The sequence below is a fragment of the Aliiroseovarius crassostreae genome, assembly GCF_001307765.1.
Taxonomy (GTDB): domain Bacteria; phylum Pseudomonadota; class Alphaproteobacteria; order Rhodobacterales; family Rhodobacteraceae; genus Aliiroseovarius; species Aliiroseovarius crassostreae.
The window spans coordinates 270,395-289,731 of record NZ_LKBA01000004.1 but is presented as its reverse complement, the minus strand read 5'-3'; the positions used below and the strand labels follow the sequence as shown (position 1 = coordinate 289,731).

The window sequence follows — 19,337 nt, the reverse complement described above, 5'->3', positions numbered from 1 at the left end:
GTGTCGCCCCGATCCCCCTTGTTTCCCTGCGCAAAAGCCCCTAAAGGCGGAGCATGACTGATACGCTTGATGACATCCACCCGCTTTTTGCCGGCGCCCCTTCCACCACCGAATTCAAGAAGCTGCGCAAGCGGATCATTCGCAATGTGCGCGAAGCGATCGACCAGTATGGCATGGTGGAGCGCGGGGCCAAATGGCTGGTCTGCCTGTCTGGCGGCAAGGACAGCTATACGATGCTGGCCGCGCTTTACGAATTGAAATGGCGCGGCGTTCTGCCGGTGGAGCTTCTGGCGTGCAATCTGGATCAGGGACAGCCGAATTTTCCGGCCACGGTGCTGCCGGAATTCCTTGCTAAAATGGATGTCCCCCATCGCATCGAATACGAAGACACCTTCTCGATCGTGATGGATAAGATCCCGCAGGGACGCACATTCTGCTCACTCTGTTCGCGGCTGAGGCGCGGAAACCTCTACCGGATCGCGCGGGAGGAGGGATGTTCCGCCGTGGTGCTCGGCCATCATCGCGACGACATTCTGGAAACGTTTTTCATGAACCTGTTCCACGGGGGACGGCTTGCAACCATGCCGCCCAAACTGGTCAATGAAGAGGGCGATCTGTTTGTCTACCGTCCGCTGGCCCATGTGGCAGAAGAAGACTGCGAGAAATTCGCCACCCAGATGAACTACCCGATCATCCCGTGTGACCTCTGCGGATCGCAGGACGGGTTGCAGCGCCAGCAGGTTAAGGGAATCATTGATCAGTGGGAGAAGAATTTCCCCGGACGCCGCCAGATCATGTTCAAAGCCCTGATGAACACGCGCCCAAGCCACCTTCTGGACCCGCAATTGTTCGATTTTGCAGGGCTTTCGCGAAACCTGCCGGATAGCGTTGAAAATTAGACCTAAATTTTTCCAAGCCATTAACGTTCAGTTGACTTCAAGTGCCTACCTTATCCGTGTCGGGGCAGTTCCGCCTCGTGCAAAGAGGATGAAGACGTATGGCTGCCTCCGGCAACTCAAATTGGTTCCGTAATGTAAAACATGCTGCGCGCGCGGTGATGCTCGGACCTCAACTGGCCGCCTTTCTGCCTGCGGTGGCCCTCGGTGCGTTCTGGTTCGGGGGGGAAGGGCTTCTGGTCCTTTTTGCAGTGATTTTTCCCAGCCTTCTTCTTCTGATGGGGATTGTGACCCAACCGGCGCCAAGCGTGAATGCTGGCCCAACCGATGCAATCACCAACCTGCCGGTGCGGGACCGGCTGGTCAAATCCCTCGACCATGCCCTGAGCAATGAAAATATCCCGGACAAGGCCTGTGTCGCCGTTGAGGTGGATGATTTCGACAATGCGCGGAAAAACCTTGGCGACGCCTTAGCAGAACGGTTGCTGCAAGCCTGTAGCGAACGCATTGTTGGTGTTCTGCGCAGCACTGATATGCTGGCCTATCTCGGCAATGCGCGCTTTGGCATGTGTCTGGACAAATCCCGCCGGGTCGATCTGGAGACTCTCATCCAGCTTTCAGGCCGCCTGCAAGCCGCATTTGACACGCCATTTCTCATCGAGAATGTTCAGGTTCATTGCACGCTGTCCGTGGGGTTCGCACTGCCCTCCCGCGCGCCGAAACGCAGCGGAGAATCCATTCTGAATGCGGCGGAAAGCGCCCTGCAGGAGGCCATTTTCTCGGGCCCAGGATCAATCCGCGCCTTCACCAAGGGCGATCGCGCACGCGTCGCTGGATCAGAACACTCGGTGAAAGAAATCCTGACGGCACTCAATGAAGGGCAGATCGTCCCGTGGTTCCAGCCCCAGTTGTCAACCGACACCGGCGAATTGTCCGGGTTTGAAGCCCTTGCACGCTGGAACCACCCCGATAAGGGACTGATTGCCCCCTGCGCTTTCCTTCCCGCACTTGTTCAGGCAGGCTTGTCCGAGCGCCTCGGGGAAGTCATGCTCTACCATTCCCTGACCGCTCTCAAAGATTGGGACAAGCTGGGCATTCGCGTCCCGTCGATTTCCGTCAATTTTTCCGCCGACGAGTTACGCAACCCGCGGCTTTTCGAAAAGGTGAAATGGGAACTGGACCGCTTTGATCTGGAACCTAGCCGCCTGACCGTCGAAATCCTCGAAACGGTTGTGGCCCAAACCGACGACGACATAACCTCCCACAATATTGCTTCATTCTCCAAATTGGGATGCGGGGTGGATCTGGATGATTTTGGAACCGGGCATGCCTCCATTTCCAGCATTCGCCGCTTTGACGTAAGCCGGATCAAGATTGACCGCTCATTCGTAACGCATGTTGATACTGATCGTGACCAGCAAAGCATGATTGCCGCCATCCTCACCATGTCGGAACGCCTTGGCTTGGAGGCAATTGCGGAAGGTGTAGAGACCCACGGAGAGCATGCAATGCTCGCTCAGCTTGGCTGTGCCCATGTCCAGGGCTATTCAATTGCAAAACCCATGCCCTTTGATGCGACAATCGGTTGGCTGCAAACTTTGGAGGAAAAGGTGGCCGCATCAACAATCCTGCCCAAACGCGCTTAGCTATTCCTCGGCATCAGGCTGGAAAACTGCTTGACCTTTTGCTTCAAGCCCGCTTGAACCACTCTGACCTAATATTACAAGAGCGGTGGGCTTTATGGACGACCAGAACAAGAACCTGATCCTGGCAACAGTACTCAGCTTTCTCGTGATCACCGGATGGTTGATCATGTTCCCTCCGGCCGACCCTGAACCCATCGTCGGCACCCAATCACAGACCGCAGCGGAACTGTCCCCCCCGTCTACCGTTGAAGACGCAACAACCGCGCCGGGGAAAACCACTCAGGACGTCACCGAGCAGCTTGCGGAAGTTGCCAGGGTAAACATCGACACCCCTAACCTGGAAGGATCAATCTCTCTTCTGGGGGGCCGACTGGATGATCTACGTCTGAAATCCTACCGCACGGAGCTGTCGAAGGAGAGCCCGATCGTGACCCTTCTGCGTCCGACCGGAGATGCAGGTGCTTATTACGCGCTTTACGGATGGACCCCGGGTGGACAAACCGCTCCCGAAGATGTTCCCGGCCCCTCCACGATCTGGAGCGTGGAAAGCGGAAGCAAGCTCACAGTTGACACCCCGGTTACGCTGCGGTGGGAGAATGGTAAGGGTCTGATCTTCCGACGCACAGTGGCGGTTGATGACAAATACATGTTTACGGTTACGCAAACCGTAGAAAATACAGGCACGGTTCCCAGCCGCGTCGCCCCATATGGCATGCTTGCGCGCCATGGCGAACCGAAGGATCTGAAAGGGTTCTTCATTCTCCACGAAGGGATCGTTAGCCAGACTGATTCTGAATTGCTTGAAACCGACTACAGCGATGTTTCCGACTTGGATTTTGATCCTCGCGAAGGGGCGCGTGCCGAACTTGTCGAGGTCACGGAAAATGGCTGGATCGGGTTTACCGATCACTACTGGATGACCACGCTCATCCCGGCATCAGGGCAACCCTTTACCTCGGCCACACGCTATGCCGAAAAATCAGATATCTATCAGACACAGGTTCGCCTGCCTGTCATGGAGGTGGCACCCGGGGCAACCGCTTCGGTGGAAACCCGCCTGTTTGCCGGTGCCAAAGAGTGGGAAACCATCCGGAATTATCAGAATGAAGAGGGTATTTACCGTTTCCTCGACTCCATCGACTGGGGTTGGTTCTTCTTCCTGACCAAACCGATCTTTGCCCTTCTGCACTGGCTGAACGGTGTCATCGGCAATATGGGCTGGGCCATTATCGGCCTGACCCTGGTGATCAAGGCCGTGCTGTTCCCGCTTGCGTATAAATCTTATGTCTCAATGGCAAAGATGAAAGAACTTCAGCCCGAGATGGAGAAGCTCAAGGAACGCGCTGGCGATGATCGCCAGAAGATCCAACAGGGCATGATGGAACTTTACAAGCGCGAAAAGGTCAATCCAGCCTCTGGCTGCTTGCCGATCCTGCTGCAAATTCCGATCTTCTTCTCGCTCTACAAAGTGATCTTTGTCACGCTTGAGCTGCGCCACGCAGCCTGGATTGGCTGGATTCAAGATCTCTCCGCACCGGATCCCACGTCCATTCTGAACCTGTTTGGACTGCTGCCCTTTGCGGCACCCGGTCCCGACAGCCTGCTGGCCATCATCTCGCTGGGCATCTTGCCGATCTTGCTGGGGATCTCGATGTGGTTGCAACAAAAGCTGAACCCGGCACCCACCGACCAGACTCAGGCGATGATTTTTGCCTGGATGCCTTGGGTGTTCATGTTCATGCTGGGCCGCTTTGCCTCGGGCCTCGTGCTCTACTGGATCGCCAACAACACGATCACGTTTACCCAGCAATATCTGATCATGCGCAGTCACGGCCACAAACCGGATGTGCTGGGCAATGTTCTGAAAAGCTTTAAGCGCCGGGCAAAGGACGCCGGATGACCGGGCACATTGCCCAAATCTGGCGCCACCCGATCAAGGCACATGGGCGTGAAGCAATGGTAAAAGCGCGGCTCGAACCGGGTCGCGCTTTACCTTTTGATCGGCAATGGGGGGTGCTCCATGAGGCCGCCAAACTGGCCGAAAATGCAGATGGTTGGGAGGAATGCCGCAACTTTTCGCGCGGCGCCGGGGTGCCCCTGCTGCAAGCCATGGAAGCCCATTTCGATCTGCCGACCGGAACCGTGACCCTGACCCATCCGAAGATGCCCGGCCTGACGATCAACCCGGACAAATCAGAAGATCAAACGCGGTTTATCAAATGGGTTCAACACCTTACCCCGGAAGGGCGGCCAAAACCGGCACGGATCATCAAGGCAAAGAACGCAATGACAGACAGTCAGACCGTGTCACTTTCGCTGATGAACCTGGCCAGCCACCAGGCTATTTGCAGCCGGATCGGGCGCGAGTTGTCGCCGCTGCGCTGGCGAGGTAACTTGTTGGTATCTGGCCTTTTCCCTTGGGAAGAACGTGGCTGGGTTGGCAAACATATTCGCATCGGCAATGCCGAATTTTACATCCGCAAGGAAATCACCCGCTGCCGCATGACCGAAGCCAGCACACGCACCGGAGAGCGGGATGCCAACACTCTTGGCGCGCTGCGCGATGGCTGGGGCATCCAGGAAATGGGGGTTCATGCGGTGGTGACCAAGGGCGGTGAGATCACCGTGGACGACAAGATCGAGGTTCTGGAATGACACAACTGCCTTTTCCGATGGCCGAGGAGCCGGATGAGTTGATGCGCGAACGGGGGCGCAAGCTTTTTGCGGGTCAGACCGAGTTTCTGAAAGGCGTGGTTGCCATGTCCGGCCTGCCCGACCCGGACCGGCTTGAGGTCTGCTTTGCAGGCCGATCAAACGTTGGAAAATCAAGCCTTATCAATGCCTTGACTGGTCGGGTCAAGCTGGCGCGCGCCTCAAACACACCGGGCCGCACGCAGGAAATCAACTTCTTCACCACCACGGACGGACCCTATCTGGTTGACCTTCCAGGCTATGGCTTTGCCAATGCGCCGGTGGCTGTGGTCGAAAAGTGGCAGCGCCTGCTGAAATCCTATCTGTCGGGACGGGCCAACCTGCGCCGGGCCTTTGTATTGATCGATTCACGGCATGGCGTGAAGAAGGTCGACGATGAGATCATGACCCTTCTCGACAAATCTGCCGTTACTTTTCAAGTGGTTATGACCAAGGCAGACAAGGTGAAGGAAAAGGATCGCGCCAAGGTGCTGGAGCAGGTTCGCAAGGCCCTGTCGAAACACCCCGCCGCCTATCCCGAACTGGTTCTGACCTCATCGGAAAAAGGGGATGGCATTGCCACCCTGCGCGCGATCATTGCGGGGCTCGACTGAGCCCACCCTGACAGGTCGTTTTGATCAGAAAAAACCAGTTGGTTCTGAGGCAACGCCCCGAGCGGCGCGGGCGGCAAAACTTTAAAGTTTTTGCAGTCCCAAAAGGGGAAAGTTGCAACTTTCACCGGGTCAGATTCGAAAAGTTTAAAGTTTTTCGTCCTCAAACCTGTCCCGGTAGGAGCTGTCACGCGGCCTGATCAGACATGCTGGGCGCCGTTCACCTCGATCTCGGTGCCGGAGATATAGGAGCTGGCATCGGAGCAGAGGAAGTAGATCGCGTTCGCCACCTCATCAGGTTGGCCCAGACGCCGCATCGGCAGTTTCTCGACAATCTTCTCCGTGCCCGGCGAGAGGATCGCGGTTTCCACTTCGCCCGGCGCAATGGCATTTACGCGCACACCGAGCGGGCCAAAGTCATGGGCCATTTCGCGGGTGAGCGCGGCCAGGGCGGCCTTGGAGGTGGCGTAGGCGGCACCGGCAAAGGGGTGCACGCGCGAGCCGGCAATCGAGGTGACATTGACCACCGCGCCCTTGGCTGCGGCAAGCTCCTCTTTCAGCCCGCGCGCAAGCACCACCGAGGCGAAGAAATTCACATGAAACACTTTCCCCCAGTCCAGAAGGTCGGTGTTGAGCGTGCTGAGCCGTGCGCCCCCCGGTCCCTTGGGGGAAATGCCTGCATTGTTCACCAGCGCATCCAGCCGACCGTTCAGTTTTTCCTGGATCAAGCCCACCGCATTGATGGTGTCAGCCGGATCCGAGAGGTCGATGACCACATGGTTTTCGCGCCCCCCGCCCCAGGGGCATTCCTCGGGGAAAGGTTGGCGGGAACAGGTGATCACCCGCCAGCCTTCGCGGTTGAACTTGCGCACGGTGGCGTGGCCGATGCCGCGGCTGGCCCCGGTCAGAAGCAGGGTTTTACGGTCGTCACTCATCGGGAGCTCCTTAAGGGGCATGGGAGAATTGCGCCCACCCTAGCAGGGACACGGAAAGGCGCAATGCCTCTTGGCAGCGGGGCGCGCAGGGCTTAACACGAAAGGGAATGAGGACAGTAGGATGAAGACCCAGAATATGAACCGCGATTGGATCGCCACCGCCCGCACACTTTCCCAGGCCCTGCCCTATCTGCAACGATATGCGGGGGCCACGGTTGTCATCAAATTTGGCGGCAATGCCATGGGCAGCGACGAGGAGATGGCCAGTTTTGCCCGCGACATCGTGCTGATGCGCCATGTGGGGGTGAACCCGGTGGTGGTGCATGGCGGCGGGCCGATGATCAATGCGATGCTCGAGAAGCTGGATATCAAAAGCGACTGGGTGAACGGCAAGCGGGTGACCGATGCAGCCACGGTGGAAGTGGTCGAAATGGTTCTGTCGGGTGTTGTGAACAAGCGCATTGTGCAGGCGATCAATGCAGAAGGTGGCAAGGCGGTTGGCCTGTCGGGCAAGGATGCGGGTCTGGTAACATGTGACCAGACCAACCCGGATCTTGGGTTTGTCGGCACACCTTCCGAGGTGGATGCCACGATTTTACGTGACCTTGCCGCGGCAGAGACGATCCCGGTGATCGCGCCTTTGGGAGCGGGCCGGAAGGGAGAAACCTTCAACATTAACGGCGACACGATGGCGGGGGCAATTGCGGCGGCGCTGAAGGCGGACCGGCTTTTGCTTTTGACCGATATCGAGGGGGTGAAGGGCGCAGATGGGGAGGTTCTGACCGAACTGACTGCGGATCACATTCGTGAGTTGATTGCCGAGGGGGTGATCGCGGGGGGGATGATCCCCAAGACCGAAACAGCCCTGGCGGCTGTCGAGGGCGGTGTGCGCGCTGTGGTCATTCTGGATGGGCGCGCCCCGAATGCCTGTCTGCTGGAGCTGTATACCGATCATGGTGCGGGCTCGATGATCCGGGCGTGATTGCGGGAAAGACGCGGGAAAAGGGGCGCTGCCCCTCGGGCTTTGCCCTCACCCCGGAGTATTTTTCCCCAGAAGAAAGCGGGCGCGGGGCGTGGGGGCCCTCTGTCGCGGCAATGTGACTTGTCACCGCTCGGGGACGGCGTAGGGTTGCGGCATGGAATATGAAGCCCTGATACGACTGGCCGCCTTTCTTGGCCTTTTTGCGCTGTTTACCGGCATCGAAACCCTGGTTCCGCGCCGCAAGCGGGTTCAGACGCGGGCGCGGCGCTGGACCACCAATATCCTGATCATCGTGATAGATGCGCTGACGGTGCGGGCCATGGCGGTGTTTTTGCCACTTCTGGCGGTCGGGGCGGCCCTGGACGCGGCGGCAAATGGCTGGGGTCTTCTGAACTGGCTGGCGCTTCCGGGGGGCGTTTCGGTTTTGCTGGCGGTGCTGATCCTGGATTTTGCGATCTGGTTCCAGCACATGGTGTTTCACAAGGTTCCTGTGTTGTGGCGGCTGCATCGGGTGCATCATGCGGATCGTGATATTGATGTGTCCACGGCGCTCAGGTTTCATCCGGTCGAAATTGCCGCGTCGATGGTGATCAAAATCGGGGTGGTGTATCTGATTGGAGCCCCGGCCTGGGGGGTGGTGCTGTTTGAGGTGATCCTGAATGGATCCGCCATGTTCAACCATGCGAATATGCGCCTGCCGCTGGCGGTGGACCGGGTGGTGCGGTGGGGATTGGTGACGCCGGACATGCACCGGGTGCATCATTCCGTGCATCGTCATGAGGCGGACAGCAATTACGGGTTCTGCCTGTCGATCTGGGATCGTATCTTCGGGACCTATACGGACCAACCGCAGGATGGCCATGACAAGATGACCATCGGGCTAGAGTGGCAGGACGACCGTCCAGCGCAATTGGGGTGGAGCCTGATGCTCCCGTTTCGGGACAAATGAGCTGGGCGCCTGCCGCTGAAGAAATGCAGCTGGAAGTGTTCGGGATGCTGCACGATGCGGGGGAGACAATCGTTTTGCTTGGTCCGCATGAGCCGGGGTTCTGGGCGCAGTTTTCCTCTTCTTCCGAGTATCTGGACGGGGCGCCAGACCCATTGGATCGCTGGTCAAAGCGCATGATCGGGGAGTTGGCAAAGGCCTGGGGTGGACAGGCGGTTTTCCCCTCGGACGGGCCCCCTTACCCGCCCTTTTTTCGCTGGGCGCAGGAAAGCGGGCGCGCCTGGCCTTCGCCTGTCACCCTGCTGGTGCATGAGCGGGCCGGTCTTTGGGTCAGTTTTCGCGGCGCCATTCGCCTTGCCGGGGAGCGCCCCTTGCCCAAGCCGGAGACCTCTGGCTCTCCCTGCCAGACATGCCCTGCCCCCTGCACAACCGCCTGCCCGGTCGCGGCCCTGACCCAGGACGGCTATGACCTGCCGCGGTGCCATGCCTATCTCGACACGGAGGCAGGAAAAACCTGCCTCGAAGGGGGGTGTATGGTGCGAGTTGTTTGCCCTTTGTCACAAACCTATGGCAGGCTGCGTGAACAATCCCACTTCCACATGAAAGCGTTTCATCCCCAATGAGCCTGACCCTGATCCTGACCCGCCACGCGAAATCAAGCTGGAGCGACCCCAGTCTGGACGATCATGAGCGCCCACTCAACAAACGCGGCGAAGCGTCGGCCAAGGCCATCGGGCGCTGGCTGGCCGAACGCGGGCATATCCCGGATCAGGTGCTGAGTTCCAACGCGAAACGCACGCGCGAAACCTGGGCCTATATCGCGGATAAACTGGTGGGCGGACCCGAGGCCGAGTATCGCGAAAGCCTGTATCTGGCGGACCCGGACCAGATGCTGGAAGAGCTGAAGGGGGCCAGCGGCCGGACCGTAATGATGATTGCCCACAATCCCGGCACGGCCTATCTCGCCCGGCGGCTGGTGGCCACACCCCCTGCCCATGAGCGGTTTCACCATTACCCCACCACCGCCACCGCGGTGATCCGGTTTGACGTGGACAGCTGGTCGGATGTGACCTGGCACAGTGGCACAGTGGATGGGTTCGTGGTGCCACGAGATCTGATCTAAACGCGTCAGAAGACCGGGCCTGTCGCCAGAAAGGAGACCCAGATGGACACTCACTCCGGCGGCTGCCTCTGTGGCAAAATCCGTTTCACGGCGACGGGAAGCCCCCTTCGAGTGGGCATCTGCCATTGCCTTGACTGCCGCAAGCATCACGGCGCGCTCTTCTATGCAGCGGCCATTTTCCACCAAGATACGGTACAGATTGATGGGCAAACCAGCACCTATCAGGGGCGGCATTTCTGCCCCACCTGCGGCTCCTCGGTCTTTGCAAGAACGGGCGATGAGATAGAGCTTCACCTCGGCGCACTGGATCAGCCCAGCCAGTTCACACCAGATTACGAGCTTTGGACAGATCGGCGGGAGAGCTGGTTGCCGGCGTTTCCCGGCATAACGTCTTCCCCACGCAATCTATGAAACTTGGAGGGAGGGGCGCTGCCCCTCGCCTCTGCGAGGCTCACCCCGAGGTATTTTTAGCAAGAAAAAGAGGGCGCCGGAGCCCCCCCTTCCTCCAAGAGATCCTGTCTCTTTTCCTTGCACGGTCATCGGCGCCTCCACCTGTACCGTATGATCATGCTGGCAGATTTTGGTTAATGCTTGATTTCTTTTTCTTGCACCAAATACCTCCGCCGGAGGCAAGAAAATTGCCGAGCGAAGCGAGGCCACCCCGCCCCGCAAAGAGGCCGCCGCAGGCGGATGATGGCGGGGCGGAACACTCCCGGCCAAAAGAAAACGCCCCGACAACACAGGCCGGGGCGTTTCCATTCTCATTTCAGCAATGATCAGAGGATCTGGCTGAGGAACAGTTTGGTGCGTTCCGATTGCGGGTTGTTGAAGAACTCTTCCGGTTCGTTCTGTTCCACGATCTGGCCCGCATCCATGAAGATCACGCGGTTGGCGACCTCTTTGGCGAAACCCATTTCGTGGGTCACGCAGAGCATGGTCATGCCCTCTTCGGCCAGTTCCACCATGGTTTCCAGCACTTCCTTGATCATCTCAGGGTCGAGCGCCGAGGTGGGTTCGTCAAACAGCATGATGCGCGGCATCATGCACAGCGAGCGGGCGATGGCCACACGCTGCTGCTGACCGCCCGACAACATGCCCGGATATTTATGGGCCTGATCAGGGATCTTCACCTTCTCAAGGAAATGCATCGCGCGCTCTTCGGCCTCTTTACGGGGCGTCTTGCGCACCCAGATCGGGGCCAGCGTGCAGTTTTCCAGGATGGTCAGATGCGGGAAGAGGTTGAAGTGCTGAAAGCACATCCCCACCTCTGAGCGCACCTTGTCGACGTTTTTCAGGTCCGAGGTGAGCTCGGTCCCGTCCACGATGATCTGTCCTTCCTGGTGTTCTTCCAGGCGGTTGATGCAGCGGATCAGGGTCGATTTGCCCGACCCTGACGGCCCCGCGATCACGATCCGCTCGCCCTGATAGACGGTCAGATCAATGTCGCGCAGCACGTGGAAAGCACCATACCACTTATTCATGCCGCGGATTTCAATGGCAACCTCATCGGACACTTTCATGGCCGATCGGTCAGCGTGACGGTCGAGAGTAATAGAAGACATTACTTACTCCTTTAACGGTGGTCCGTGCGCAGACGACGTTCGAGATACATCGAGTAGCGCGACATGGAGAAACAGAAGACGAAGAACAGGATGGCGATGAAGCCGTAAAGCTCCCATACCAGACCAATCCAGTTCGCATCTGCACGGATCGAGTTCGACAGACCCAGCGGGTCAAGAAGGCCGATGATCGACACCAGCGTCGTGTCCTTGAAGACGCCGATGAAGGTCGACACGATGCCCGGGATCGAGATCTTGAGGGCCTGCGGCATGATGATCAGCCGTTGGGCCTTCCAGTAATCCAGACCCAGCGCATCTGCGGCCTCATACTGACCGCGCGGCAGCGCCGCGAGACCGCCCCGGATCACCTCGGCCATATAGGCAGAGGCAAACAGGGTGACCATGATCAGAACCCGCAGGATGATGTCGAAATCCGTCCCCGGCGGCAAGAAGATGTTCAGAAGCGTCGAGGCAACGAACAGGAGGGTGATCAGCGGCACGCCCCGGATGAACTCGATGAACCCCACGCAGAGGGTTTTCACGATGAACAGATCCGACTGACGCCCAAGGGCCAGCACGATGCCGATTGGCAGCGAGCATCCGATGGCCACCACACCGATTGTGATGGACAGCATGAAGCCACCAAAGTCTCGGCTGACCACTTTGACCAGATCCAGCGGAATGATCGCAGCCATCGCGTTGCCAAATGGCATCGCCATGAACAGCCACCAGCCCAGCACAACAAGCACCGACAGGATCAACCCGGTCAGGCTGCCCAGGGCGGCCGCCAGGTATTTGTAGGCAAAGAAGCCAATCACAAATCCAAGGGCTGCCGCGATTGGCAGCCACAGGCTGCCCCCCCAAAGGAGCCACGGTGTGAGGAAGGGGAAGATCGCGGTGAAAATGAGCGGATTGGGCAGGCGTTTCGCCCCCGCTTCAATCTCGGCCGCGCGGGCATCCTTGTCGGTCGACAGCGCCTTGTAGCCAATGATGGCACCGGTGGCGAGCAGGGCCAGACCGGCAATTCCGCCAGCCAGACCACCAAGGTAAAGCGCCGCAATGCCAAGAACGACGCAGAGAAGCACCCAGTTCATCCGGCGCGAGATCATCGAAAACAGCACCGGCGTCACCGCCACGAACAACAGCGCAAAGGCCAGGATCGGGCGCCAGTATTCTGCGGGCGGGTAGAACCCGAACAGAAGCTGCACCCAGCGTTCCCGGATCACGCCCCAACAGGCGACATGACCGCCCCCCGTCAGTTCACGACAATTATTGACCGAGGTCCCGGACCAGGTGGGCGCAATTGCCCAGCCCAGCAGGGCCGAGATAATCCAGACCACAAAGGCCAGTGACACAATCGACAGGATGGCATTCAGAACCGAGCTGAACAGGTTGGCCCGCATCCAGCCGATCACCCCGACAGAGGAGGCGGGCGGCGCACGTTCGGGCAACATTTCAGAGCGGACATAAGACATATCGGACATATCAGCGCTCCTTCAGCTTCACGGCTTCATTGTACCAGTTCATCACCGCCGAAATGGTCAGCGAGATGGCGAGGTAGACCAGCATCAACAGAAGAACCGTCTCAAGCTCTCGCCCGGTCTGGTTCATGGTGATGCCACCCAATGTGCCCGTAATGTCCATGTATCCCACCGCAATCGCCAGTGACGAGTTCTTGGTGAGGTTCAGGTAGTTTGAAATCAGCGGCGGGATGATCACGCGCAGCGCCTGCGGCAGGATCACCAGGTTCATGGTCCGGTTCGGACGCAGCCCCAGTGCGCTTGCGGCTTCGGTCTGGCCTTTCGACACGGCCAGAATACCGGCCCGCACGATTTCCGCGATGAAGGCCGCCGTGTAAAGCGACAGCGCCAGCCACAGGGCGATCAAGGAGTTACGCATATAGATGCCGCCCTTGAAGTTGAAGCCCTTCAACTCGGGATATCCAAGATGGAAGCCCAGCATCACCAGAACAGAGATGGTTGGCACAAACACCACACCCAGACGCCAATACCAGGTGGTCGGGCGATCACCGGACGCTTCCTGAATGCGATCTGCGCGGCGTTTGATGCGCGACGAGACAAACAACCCGCCAATGAACACTGCCGCCAGCACCAGCAGGTCGATGCTGATGTCAAAGCGCAGGCTGGATGTGCCAAACAGGTGGATATTGCCCAGCGTGTTGTAAAACAGCGGCTCAGGGATATAGATGCCCCGGTTGGTCAGCGCCACGCTGTCAAACAGCGACATGGTTGCCTCACCGATTTTGAACGCCCGCGGCGCCGGAAGGGTTTCGATCAGGATCGCCATGGTGAACACGATCCACAGCAGGACCGGCACGTTGCGGAAACCCTCAACATAAACCGCCGACAGACGCGCGACGATCCAGTTGGGCGACAGGCGCAGAACGCCGATGACAACCCCAAGGATCGTGGCCGTGATACAGCCCAGCACAGCCACCAGCAGCGTGTTGAGAAGCCCCATCAGGGCCGCACGCAAATGGGTGTCGCGGTTGGTATATTCCAACAGGCGCTGGTTGATGTCATAGCCGGCCGGCTCGCCCAGAAAACGGAAGCTGGGTTCTTTGCCAAGGTCAGCAAGGTTGCTGGCGGTGTTTGAAAACAGCCAACCCAGAAGGGTCAGGAAGCCAATCAGCGCGATGATCTGGATCGTCATCGAACGGTATCGGCTGTCATATAGCAGCATGGACAGGCGGAAAGACGCCTGAGGCTGCAGGTCAGGTGTAGTGGTCATTTAGGACATCCCATTGCCTCTGGCGATTATCTTGAAGGGCGCGTCTTTTGCGCGCGGGCCAGAGTGCAGTCGATTGAGAGGGAAAAAGGGCGCGGTTTCCCACGCCCTTTTTCGGGTGTTCTTAACGGAAGGGCGGCGAGTAGATCAGGCCGCCATCACGCCACTGTGCGTTCAGGCCACGAGCCAGACCAATCGGGGTGTCTTCGCCGATGTTCTTGGCAAAGACTTCGCCGTAGTTGCCAACCGATGCAATGGCGCGGCGCGCCCAGTCAGCGTCAAGGCCGAGCATCTCGCCCAGGCTGCCTTCGGTGCCCAGCAGGCGGTTGATTTCCGGGTTGTCACCCGGAGCCGAGGACAGTTCAGCCACGTTGGTCGAGGTGATGCCGAACTCTTCTGCGGTGATCAGCGCGTTCAGCGTCCAGCGCACCACGTCACCCCATTCGTTGTCGCCGTGGCGGACCAGCGGGCCCAGCGGCTCTTTCGAAATGATTTCCGGCAGGATGATCGACGAGGTCGGATCTTCGAAGGTCGAACGGGCCGCAGCCAGACCCGACGCGTCGGTGGTGTAAACGTCACAGGAACGTGCGTTATACTGTTGCAGCGCTTCGGCCTGGGTTTCGATCGGCACCGGTTCATAGGTCATGTTGTTGGCACGGAAGAAATCGGCCAGGTTCAGCTCGGTGGTGGTGCCGGTCTGAATGCAGACGGTGGCGCCATCAAGCTCCTTGGCCGAGCTTACGCCCAGATCCTTGTTCACCATAAAACCCTGACCGTCATAGTAGTTCACGCCAATAAAGGTGAACTTCAGGTCCGCGTCACGCGACAGCGTCCAGGTGGTGTTGCGCGCCAGCATGTCGATCTCGCCCGAGGCAAGAGCGGTAAAGCGGGTTTTGCCGGTGGTCGGCACAAATTCCACAGCATCCGAATCACCCAGAACCGCAGCAGCCACCGCGCGACAGACCGAAACGTCAAAGCCTTCCCAACGACCGTTTGCATCCGGCGCAGCGAAGCCCGGAACGCCACTTGCAACGCCACAGTTCAGCTTGCCGCGGGCCTTGACATCATCAAGGGTTGCTGCGGCAGAAGCGCCAGCGGCGAGACCGGCGATGGTCAGTGCGCCAAGAAATACGGTTTTTTTCATGTTTACCTCTTCCTGAGTTTCACCCCTTTTATGGGGCGCATTTTTACGGCCTTTGCGGCCGTGGATATGGTTGCGAAAGGGCACTCCCCCTCCCAGCGTGGGGGGAGTTTGGGCGAATTCATCAGTTTTCGTCAAGGGTTACATCGAAATTATAGATGGGTGACCCTGGGGAAGGCGACAAGTTCTGTCAGACACTAACGCAGCGGTTGCGGGCGCTTTCGTCAAGGTGACGGATTTATCCGGCGCAAAGTCGGAAAAACCGCGAAGCATGGAGGAATTCACCACGTTTGATGTCAGCCTGCGCCGTGGCCTCTTCATCTTCGCCCCATTGTTCTTCTTGCCATTTTTCATCCAGCCGGGACAGGTTCCACGCCTCTTCCGCCTCCAGATGTCCCTCGGTGACCGCAAATGCCAGCACAAGTGAGCCGGAAATGCCGACAAGATCGTGAAAGGCCGCCAGCTCAAACGGGGTAAACCGGTGCACCCGCCCGGTCAGACGCGCGATCGCAGCCGCATCCTGGGGGGCGTGAATCACCCCGGAAACCGGTGTGAGTCGCGCCTCAAGCGCGGTTGCGGCCCAGTCCAGAACCGGGTCCCATTTTGCCGCCTGACGGTCGATCAGCTCCTGCGGGTGGGTGGCGCGGTAACAGAGCAGATCACTGTCGCCATAGGCCGCCATCATATCGGCCACCTCGGCAAATTGCGTGGCCACCTTGTCGATGGCCGAGTTGGCGGTGCGGGTGACCGGCATGGTGTTGGGGTCGATCTTGTCCCCCTGCGCGTCCCATTCAGCGGCGATCGCCTCGGCCATCACGCGGGTTGGCACGACGAAAGGGGTTTTGGCCGGGGTCTTGATGGCACGCCCGTCAAGGATGACGGAAAACCCGCCCTCGACCTCTGCCACCTCTGCCTGTTTCCAAAAACGTTTCGCAGCCCAACCGCTCATTCCATCCCCCATAATGTCTCAAGCGCCGGTATCAGCGCGTCATAACTGTCGATCAGCAGATCCGCACCTGCCGCCAGCAATTGTTGCGTGTCATGATAGCCCCAGGTCACACCGATCGTGCGGAAACCGGCGGCGACCCCCATGGCGATATCAAATGTGGTGTCACCAATCATCACCGCCCGCTGCGCATCGGCCCCGGTCTCGGCCAGGGTGGCATGCAGCATCGATGGGTGCGGTTTTGACGGGTGGTTGTCGGCGGTCTGGCTGGTCAGGAAGAAATGCCCGATATCATGCGCCTGATAGGCGTGATCCAGACCGCGCTTTGCCTTGCCGGTGGCGACCCCAAGCAGCACCTCGTCGCGCGCATGCAACTGTTCCAGCACCGCGCGGGCACCGGGATACATCGGCGCGGCGGCCTCACCGCCTTTTTCCGCGCGCAGCTTGATGAACATGTCCTTGTAGCCCTCAGCCGCGCGCGCCACATCCGGTTCCGGCATGGCTGGCACCAGCGTGGCAATGGCATCATGCAGCGACAGGCCGACAATCGACAGGATCTCTTTGCGGGTCGGGATTGCAACCCCCATCTCTGCAAAGGCCCGCGACATGGCTTCGACGATGAAATCCTGACTGTCGATCAGCGTGCCGTCGACATCAAAGACGACGAGTTTCAGGTCAGACATGTTGGTCCTCCACACGGCGCCCGACCCTGGGTGGGCGCATCATGTCGTCCATGAGAGGGGCACAGGTCCCATCCGGCAAAGCGGTCATATATGCAGCGACAGCAGAAATGCGCCCTCCCGGGGGGAGGGTCGGGCGCCGTGTGGCTTCGCCCCACGCGGTGCGCTCATCTCTTGAGCCGTCTGTGAAGGTCATCCCGCTCACAGCGCCTCAAACGGGTCATCGGCGGCAAGATCCGGGGTCCAGCCCAGCGTGTCAAAGGTCTGCGCCATATGATCCGGCAGGTCTGCGGTCACGGTGATCGGTTTCTTGGTCACCGGATGCTGAAAGCTCATCGAGCGCGCGTGCAGGTGCAGTTTTTTCGAGATCACCCCGCCCATCATCGCGCCCCAGCCATCGCCAAGGTTTTCCTGTCCAGAGCCGCCATATTTGCCATCGCCAATGATCGGGTGGCCAATTTCGGCCATATGGGCGCGCAGCTGGTGGGTGCGGCCGGTGATCGGCTCCATCGCCACCCAGGCGGCACGGGACGCCACGCGAAACAGCGTGGCATACAGCGTGTGCGCGCGTTTGGCACCGGGGGTGGTCGACATGTCGCGCGGATGCACGGCGTGCATTTTCTCGCCCTGACCGGACCCGCCACCGCCGGCCTTGACCAGACCAAAGCGGATCTCGCCCAGATAGGGCACAGGCACGCCAGCCACCACCGCCCAGTAAATCTTGCGGGTTTCCTTGTGGCGGATCGCAGCGGTCAGCCCCGAGGCCGCCGCCTGCGTGCGCGCCAGAAGCAGCACACCCGAGGTGTCCTTATCCAGTCGATGCACCAGACGTGGCTTTTCCTCGTAGTCGAACTTCAGCGCTTCCGCGAGCCCGTCCACATGGCGTTTCTGTTTCGACCCGCCTTGTGTGGGCAGGCCGGGCGGCTTGTTGATCGCCAGAATGTGGTCATCGCGATAGATCACACAGGACTGGATCATCTTCGCGTCGGCGTCACTCACCTTGGGTTTCGCCTTGGGCTTGGCGGCGGGACGCGCGTCGCCCTCTTCCGGCAATGGCAGCGGCGGGAGGCGCACCTCCGTGCCCGGCCCCACGCGGGTCGAGGGTTTGGCCTTGGCGCCATCCACGCGGAACTCGCCCTTGCGGCAGCCCTTTTCGATCCGCCCCTGCCCCACATGGGGAAAGAGCCGCTTGACCCAGCGATCCAGACGCTGCTCGGCCTCGCCCGGGCCGATGGTGATCTTCTGCACGCCGCTCATGCCAGCACCATACGGGTGGCAAAGACCCCCGCCACAATCGCCGCCAGCGACAGGCCGACCGAGGCCAGCACATAGCCCAGTGCCAGCCCGTGTTCGCCGCGTTCATAGAGCGTCAGCGCGTCGAGTGAGAATGCCGAGAAGGTGGTGAAGCCGCCAAGCACGCCGGTCATCAGGAAAGGTGCCAGATGCTGGCCGCCTTTCTTGGCAATAGTTACCATCAGCACGCCCATCAGGAACGCGCCCAGCACGTTCACCACCATGGTGCCCGAAGGGAACCCCGGTCCAAAGGCGCGCATTGCACCGACATTGGTCAGATAGCGCATGGAGGCGCCGATTGCCCCGCCAAGGGCCACTTGAAGAAGATGTGTCATCATGGGGCCTGACTGCGCCGCGCGCGCCCTGTTGTCAAGCGCAACAGATGTTTTGCGCAAGGAGCGGGCCTGAAGCGTTTCGGTTTTAACCTGACACAGGGCCGCTGCAAGAGGCCTCAATGGCGTGGGCGTTTCGGAATAACCATGTGTCTCAAGTTTATCCCGAACCGCTTTATTGCGCAGGGGGTGTGCCATCCTTTCGCACCGCTTTTTTGCCGGTGATCATCGGGCGCACCAGATCCTCGCGCTTCCAGATCCGGTAAAACAGAACCGCCCCCACATGCAGGCCGACGATCACCGCCAGCAGGGTCGACAGCCGGTGATGCCAACCATTGGCCCAGCGGGCGGTTTCAAACTCGACCAGACCGGCAAGCGGCCCGACATTCAGATAATCATCCGGGTCGGAAAACAGGCCAGAGGCCACCTGCAGCCCCACGAGGCCCAGAAGCGCAAATACGGACAGAGCGCCAAGCGGGTTGTGGCCGGGCCAATAGCTTGGCTGCCGCTTGGGCAAGCGCGTCAGGTAACGCAATGTGGTCGCCGGACCAAACAGGAAGTGGGTGAACCGGGCGGGGGCCGGCCCAACCAGCCCCCAGATCAGGCGAAACACCAGAAGGCCAATCACCAGATAGCCCACGTAGTAATGCACTGTCATGACCGCCGGGCCCCATTTGCCCAGGCCCCATGCCAGAAGGACCGCCCCGGCAAAAAGCCAGTGAAACACACGCAGCGCCGGATCCCAGATCCGCCGCCAAACAATACCCTCGGGCAGTGTGTCTGGGGTTACGGGCTTCATCACGCGATG

Annotated in this window: 20 protein-coding genes; 10 read left to right on the top strand and 10 right to left on the bottom strand. The window is 59.6% G+C overall.

Annotation, left to right across the window (positions count from 1 at the left end; all coding sequences use genetic code 11):
* The first annotated feature begins 53 nt into the window (after nt 1–53).
* From ttcA to yihA, 5 genes are all read left to right on the top strand, one after another.
* Nucleotides 54–899: a tRNA 2-thiocytidine(32) synthetase TtcA gene (gene ttcA, locus AKJ29_RS03555; protein ID WP_055188003.1), complete on the top strand. Its 846-nt coding sequence runs from the start codon at nt 54–56 to the stop codon at nt 897–899.
* 98 nt (nt 900–997) lie between these two features.
* On the top strand, nt 998–2,542 hold the full coding sequence (locus tag AKJ29_RS03550) for a putative bifunctional diguanylate cyclase/phosphodiesterase (protein ID WP_235477254.1): 1,545 nt from the start codon (nt 998–1,000) through the stop codon (nt 2,540–2,542).
* Between the two features lie 94 nt (nt 2,543–2,636).
* Nucleotides 2,637–4,442, top strand: a complete 1,806-nt coding sequence (yidC, locus tag AKJ29_RS03545) for a membrane protein insertase YidC (protein WP_055188001.1) — start codon at nt 2,637–2,639, stop codon at nt 4,440–4,442.
* Nucleotides 4,439–5,197, top strand: a complete 759-nt coding sequence (locus AKJ29_RS03540; protein ID WP_055187999.1) for an MOSC domain-containing protein — start codon at nt 4,439–4,441, stop codon at nt 5,195–5,197. The genes yidC and AKJ29_RS03540 overlap by 4 nt, the downstream gene beginning before the upstream one ends.
* Complete coding sequence (yihA, locus tag AKJ29_RS03535; RefSeq protein ID WP_055187997.1) at nt 5,194–5,847, top strand: ribosome biogenesis GTP-binding protein YihA/YsxC; 654 nt, start codon at nt 5,194–5,196, stop codon at nt 5,845–5,847. Before AKJ29_RS03540 ends, yihA begins: the two co-directional genes overlap by 4 nt.
* 197 nt (nt 5,848–6,044) lie before the next feature.
* Here the strand turns inward: yihA and AKJ29_RS03530 are convergent, their stop codons facing one another.
* On the bottom strand, nt 6,045–6,779 hold the full coding sequence (locus AKJ29_RS03530) for an SDR family NAD(P)-dependent oxidoreductase (protein WP_055187995.1): 735 nt from the start codon (nt 6,777–6,779) through the stop codon (nt 6,045–6,047).
* 121 nt (nt 6,780–6,900) lie between these two features.
* Between AKJ29_RS03530 and argB the strand changes: the two genes are divergently transcribed.
* From argB to AKJ29_RS03505, 5 genes are all read left to right on the top strand, one after another.
* Nucleotides 6,901–7,761, top strand: coding sequence for an acetylglutamate kinase (gene argB / locus AKJ29_RS03525; protein ID WP_055187993.1), 861 nt, complete (start codon nt 6,901–6,903; stop codon nt 7,759–7,761).
* A 154-nt stretch (nt 7,762–7,915) separates the two neighbouring features.
* The gene (locus tag AKJ29_RS03520) at nt 7,916–8,710 is read left to right on the top strand and encodes a sterol desaturase family protein (RefSeq protein ID WP_055187991.1); all 795 of its coding nucleotides are present in this window, start codon (nt 7,916–7,918) and stop codon (nt 8,708–8,710) included.
* Complete coding sequence (locus AKJ29_RS03515) at nt 8,707–9,330, top strand: hypothetical protein (RefSeq protein ID WP_055187988.1); 624 nt, start codon at nt 8,707–8,709, stop codon at nt 9,328–9,330. The genes AKJ29_RS03520 and AKJ29_RS03515 overlap by 4 nt, the downstream gene beginning before the upstream one ends.
* Nucleotides 9,327–9,830: a SixA phosphatase family protein gene (locus AKJ29_RS03510; RefSeq protein ID WP_055187986.1), complete on the top strand. Its 504-nt coding sequence runs from the start codon at nt 9,327–9,329 to the stop codon at nt 9,828–9,830. Before AKJ29_RS03515 ends, AKJ29_RS03510 begins: the two co-directional genes overlap by 4 nt.
* A 42-nt stretch (nt 9,831–9,872) precedes the next feature.
* A complete protein-coding gene (locus tag AKJ29_RS03505) occupies nt 9,873–10,241 on the top strand; it encodes a GFA family protein (RefSeq protein WP_055187984.1) in 369 nt (122 codons plus the stop codon).
* A 365-nt stretch (nt 10,242–10,606) separates the two neighbouring features.
* Here AKJ29_RS03505 and AKJ29_RS03500 read toward each other — a convergent pair whose 3' ends face one another.
* The 9 genes from AKJ29_RS03500 to AKJ29_RS03460 form a co-directional block, all read right to left on the bottom strand.
* Entirely contained in the window at nt 10,607–11,392 is a 786-nt protein-coding gene (locus AKJ29_RS03500; protein WP_055187982.1) for an amino acid ABC transporter ATP-binding protein, read from the bottom strand.
* Nucleotides 11,393–11,403: 11 nt separating this feature from the next.
* Nucleotides 11,404–12,873 carry an amino acid ABC transporter permease gene (locus AKJ29_RS03495; RefSeq protein WP_055187981.1) on the bottom strand — a complete coding sequence of 490 codons (1,470 nt, stop codon included), beginning with the start codon at nt 12,871–12,873 and terminating at the stop codon, nt 11,404–11,406.
* 1 nt (nt 12,874) lies between these two features.
* Nucleotides 12,875–14,140 carry an amino acid ABC transporter permease gene (locus AKJ29_RS03490; RefSeq protein WP_055187980.1) on the bottom strand — a complete coding sequence of 422 codons (1,266 nt, stop codon included), beginning with the start codon at nt 14,138–14,140 and terminating at the stop codon, nt 12,875–12,877.
* Between the two features lie 121 nt (nt 14,141–14,261).
* On the bottom strand, nt 14,262–15,281 hold the full coding sequence (locus tag AKJ29_RS03485) for an amino acid ABC transporter substrate-binding protein (protein ID WP_055187978.1): 1,020 nt from the start codon (nt 15,279–15,281) through the stop codon (nt 14,262–14,264).
* Nucleotides 15,282–15,516: 235 nt separating this feature from the next.
* On the bottom strand, nt 15,517–16,227 hold the full coding sequence (locus tag AKJ29_RS03480; protein ID WP_055187976.1) for an ATP12 family chaperone protein: 711 nt from the start codon (nt 16,225–16,227) through the stop codon (nt 15,517–15,519).
* Nucleotides 16,224–16,907: an HAD-IA family hydrolase gene (locus tag AKJ29_RS03475; RefSeq protein WP_055187974.1), complete on the bottom strand. Its 684-nt coding sequence runs from the start codon at nt 16,905–16,907 to the stop codon at nt 16,224–16,226. The genes AKJ29_RS03480 and AKJ29_RS03475 overlap by 4 nt, the downstream gene beginning before the upstream one ends.
* Nucleotides 16,908–17,105: 198 nt before the next feature.
* Nucleotides 17,106–18,161 carry an RluA family pseudouridine synthase gene (locus AKJ29_RS03470; protein WP_055187972.1) on the bottom strand — a complete coding sequence of 352 codons (1,056 nt, stop codon included), beginning with the start codon at nt 18,159–18,161 and terminating at the stop codon, nt 17,106–17,108.
* A complete protein-coding gene (gene crcB / locus AKJ29_RS03465; RefSeq protein WP_055188972.1) occupies nt 18,158–18,535 on the bottom strand; it encodes a fluoride efflux transporter CrcB in 378 nt (125 codons plus the stop codon). The genes AKJ29_RS03470 and crcB overlap by 4 nt, the downstream gene beginning before the upstream one ends.
* Nucleotides 18,536–18,704: 169 nt before the next feature.
* Nucleotides 18,705–19,328: a cytochrome b/b6 domain-containing protein gene (locus tag AKJ29_RS03460; RefSeq protein WP_055187970.1), complete on the bottom strand. Its 624-nt coding sequence runs from the start codon at nt 19,326–19,328 to the stop codon at nt 18,705–18,707.
* Nucleotides 19,329–19,337: the final 9 nt, after the last annotated feature.